The following is a 3,792-nucleotide window of genomic DNA, read 5'->3' on the forward strand; positions in this document are numbered from 1 at the left end:
GAGATCGCGCCCGCGCTGCCCGAGGCGGCGGCGGGCCTGCGCGCCTCGGCGGCGCATCCCGCGCTCGACGTGCTGCGCCCGCCCGGCGTGGAGACCATGGTCGTCAGCCCCGCCGGGGTGCCGGCCACCACCTCGGGCGGCGACGTCACGCTCTGGCGGGGCGGCACCCGGCTCGCGGTCGTCCACGCCCACGACGACCCGATCAGCGCCCTCGCCTTCACCCGCGACGGCCGCCGGTTCGCCACCGCGGCCTCCGACGGTTCGGTGCGGATCTGGGACACCGCCGCCCGCGACCTGCTGGTCGCCGTCGACGACGGCGGCCTCGGGCGCAAGGCCGTCGCGTTCGCCCCCGACGGGCGGACCATCGCCGTCGCGGCCGCCGGGCGGCCGGTCACGATCTGGAGCACCACCACGGCCCAGCCGGTGGCCGAGTTCCCGGCGGCGGGCGAGCGCCCGCTGGTGCTGTTCGGCAACGACGGCGCCACCTTCTACACCGCGACCGCCCGTGGCCTGGAGGCCTTCGACCTGCAGACCCGCGAACGGCTGCGCCTGCTGCCCTCCGAGGGGGTCACCTCGGCCGCGCTCACCCCGAACACGCGCACCCTGGCCGTCGGCCGGGCCGACGGCGGCGTCGAGATCTGGGGCGTGGGGGAGCGCGAGTTCGCGCGGCGGGCCGACTTCGCCGCGCACGACCGGGCGGTCGAGGCGATCGCGTTCAGCCCCGACGGCGCCACCTTCGCCACCGGCGGCGGCGACGAGGCGGTGCGGATCTGGGAGACCGTGAGCCGCCGCCGTGTCGGCGACACGATCACCGGCCACACCGGGACGGTCGTCGCGGTCGCCTACACGCCCGACGGGCACACCCTGCTCACCGCGGCCACCGACCGGACCGTCCGGGTCTGGAACATGGCGGCGTACGACTCCGTGCTCGACCTGACCACCCGGGTCGCCGACCCGAAGAGCGGCCGGTTCGCCACGGTCGACGCGATCGCCTTCAGCCAGGACGGCTCGATCTTCGCCACCGGCGACGCCGCGGGCACCGTACGCCTCTGGCGGACCGCCTCGCGGACCCCGCTCGGGGTGCCGATCGAGACGGGGACCTCCGGGGTCCACTCGATGGTGTTCGACCCCACGACCGGCGGGCTGGTCGTGCTGGGCACCGACAACGTGATCAGCCTGCTCGACGTCGACAGCCGCACCAGCCAGCCCCTGTGGGCCAACCCGCCGCAGGAGGTCACCAACCACGGCGTCCTCGGGCCCGACGGCCGGACGCTCGCGCTGGCCTACGGACCGGGCGTGGAGCTGTGGGACAACCAGACCCGGCGGCTGACCGGCCGGCTCGGCGGCCACGACGGCGACGTGCGCGCGGTGGCGTTCAGCCCCGACGGGCGGCTGCTGGCCACCGGGGGCGCCGACCGGGTGATCCGGCTGTGGGATCCGGTGAAGGCCGTCGCCGCCGGTCCCGCCCTGCTGGGGCACACCGGCGACGTGCTGTCGGTCGCGTTCAGCCCCGACGGCACCGTCCTGGCCAGCGGCGACGTCAGCGGGGTGGTCCGCTTCTGGGACATCGCGACCGGCCGGCCGCTGGGCGCCCTGCACGGCAGGATCCCCGCCGACGGCGCCCCGGCCTTCGCGGCGAGCGCGCTGGCGTTCAGCCCCGACGGGGGCACTCTCGTGGGCGGCGGACGGTTCACCGCTCCTGGCCAACCGGCCCTGGAGATCTGGGACTCCACCCTGTACGGCGTCGACGCCCGCGACCTCGTCTGCGACCAGGCCGGCCGCACCCTCACCCCCGAGGAGTGGCGCACCCACGTGCCCGGCCAGCCCTACCGGCAGCTGTGCTAGACGCGGGAGAACCGCCGGTCCATCCCGGTCCGGGCGAGGATGCCCCGGGGGCTCACCGGCCGGCGCCGCGTCTCGTGCGGCCGGATGTTGCGGCGGTAGGTCACCGGGCTCTGGCCGTCGCGCAGGCCGTCGAGCAGGCGGTCGAGGTGGACGAGCAGCTCGCCGTGCAAGGGCCAGTGGCCGGGGTCGTTCCGGAGCACCGCGCCGAGTTCGTCGCGCATGCGGCGGCCCTCGGTCAGTGAGCGGTCCAGTTCGCCCATGAGGCGCTCGGCCTCCTCGGGGCAGCAGGTGGTGGCCGCCTCGGCGTAGCCGCGGGTGGTCTGGGCCAGGTCGTGCAGCACGCTGGCCAGCCGGTCGCGGACCTCGGGCTCCCACATCCGCAGGCCGGTGCGGTCGCTGATGCTTCGGGCCAGGCCGCGTACGGTCGGGATCGCGCGCTCCAGGGTGTCGAGGGCCTCCCGCAGGGCGCGGCTGTGGCCGGAGGCGGTGCGGTCGCGCAGCCGGGCGGTCTCGTCGGCGGTGTCGACCGCGGCCTCGACCCGGTGGATCTCGGCGGTGAGCCTCCTGGCCTGGTCCATCCAGCGGCCGACCGCCTCGGGGCCGGGCTCGGTGGCCAGCCCGGCGGCCATGTCGTCGAGGAGGCCCGCCACCCGGCCGCCGAAGTCGGCGATGGCCTGCTCGGCGGGGCGCAGGCGCGTCGGCGTCGCCACGAAGACGGTGATCAGCCCGACGGCCGCGCCGATCAGGGTCTCCACGATCCGGTCGGCGGCGGCCGGGCCGGTGCCGAACTGCAGGATCAGCATCGCGCTGATCGGCACCTCAAGCAGGTGCTCGCGCAGTTTCAGCAGGTGGCCGAGGCCAAGGGCGACCGCGACCGACAGGCCGAGGCTCCACCAGCTGAGCCCGAACAGCCCGCTCATGACCACCGACACCAGCACTCCGGCCGCGACGCTGACGATCCGGCCTCCCGCGTGCTTCAGCGTCCGGAAGAACGAGACCTGGACGACGAGCATCGCGGTCAGCGGGGCCAGCGTGGGCGCCCTGGTGTCGAGCAGGACGAGCGCGATCACGTACGCGGCCACCGCCGTGACGACCAGGCGGGCGATCGACGTCAGACGTTCCGGCATGCGGGTATCCACCTCCCCCGAATAAGACATTTCTTGACAAACGGCATGCCTGGGGGTGGATATTTCCTGGTTCCGGCAAAACCGAAGGGCCGGGTGGATCACCCGGCCCTTGGTCTTCAGCTGATTACGGCTTCGCGGTGAACGCCGACGGGACGTACATCTCGGTCTCCGGCTTGGCCTCGCCGACGAAGGTGAACGTGGCGGCCTCGCCCTCGCCCACCACGTCGACCTTGACGACCTGGCCGGGACGCAGCTCCCCGTAGAGGATCTTCTCCGACAGCGAGTCCTCCAGCTCACGCTGGATGGTCCGGCGCAGCGGCCGGGCGCCCAGGACGGGGTCGTAACCACGGTCGGCCAGCACCTGCTTGGCGGCCGGGGTCAGCTCCAGAGCCATGTCCCGGTCCTTCAGGCGGGCGTCCACCTGGGCGAGCATGAGGTCGACGATCTGGATGATCTCGGTCATGCGCAGCTGGTGGAAGACGACGGTGTCGTCGACGCGGTTGAGGAACTCGGGCCGGAAGTGCTGCTTGAGCTCTTCCTGGACCTTGGCCTTCATCCGGTCGTAGTTGCCCTCGACGTCGTTGTTCTTGGCGAACCCGACCCCGATGCCCTTGGAGATGTCGCGGGTGCCGAGGTTGGTGGTCATGATGATGACCGTGTTCTTGAAGTCGACCACGCGGCCCTGGGCGTCGGTCAGGCGGCCGTCCTCCAGGATCTGCAGGAGGCTGTTGAAGATGTCGGGGTGGGCCTTCTCGATCTCGTCGAACAGCACCACCGAGAACGGCTTGCGCCGCACCTTCTCGGTCAGCTGACCGCCCTC

The 3,792-nt window shown here is 73.3% G+C and carries 3 protein-coding genes; 1 reads left to right on the forward strand and 2 read right to left on the reverse strand.

Going from position 1 to position 3,792, the window contains the following annotated elements; genetic code table 11:
• Positions 1 to 1,845 (forward strand): WD40 repeat domain-containing protein (locus FDA94_RS38745; protein ID WP_170991324.1); only part of this gene is annotated, 1,845 nt, incomplete at its 5' end.
• Here the strand turns inward: FDA94_RS38745 and FDA94_RS41300 are convergent.
• Together FDA94_RS41300 and FDA94_RS38755 are read right to left on the reverse strand one after the other, a co-directional pair.
• Positions 1,842 to 2,972, reverse strand: coding sequence for an FUSC family protein (locus tag FDA94_RS41300; RefSeq protein WP_170991325.1), 1,131 nt, complete (start codon positions 2,970 to 2,972; stop codon positions 1,842 to 1,844). The two genes, FDA94_RS38745 and FDA94_RS41300, sit on opposite strands and share 4 nt — an antisense overlap.
• A gap of 124 nt (positions 2,973 to 3,096) precedes the next feature.
• Positions 3,097 to 3,792 (reverse strand): AAA family ATPase (locus FDA94_RS38755; protein ID WP_170991326.1); only part of this gene is annotated, 696 nt, incomplete at its 5' end.

The organism is Herbidospora galbida, from assembly GCF_005233835.1.
Classification (GTDB): Bacteria; Actinomycetota; Actinomycetes; order Streptosporangiales; family Streptosporangiaceae; genus Herbidospora; species Herbidospora galbida.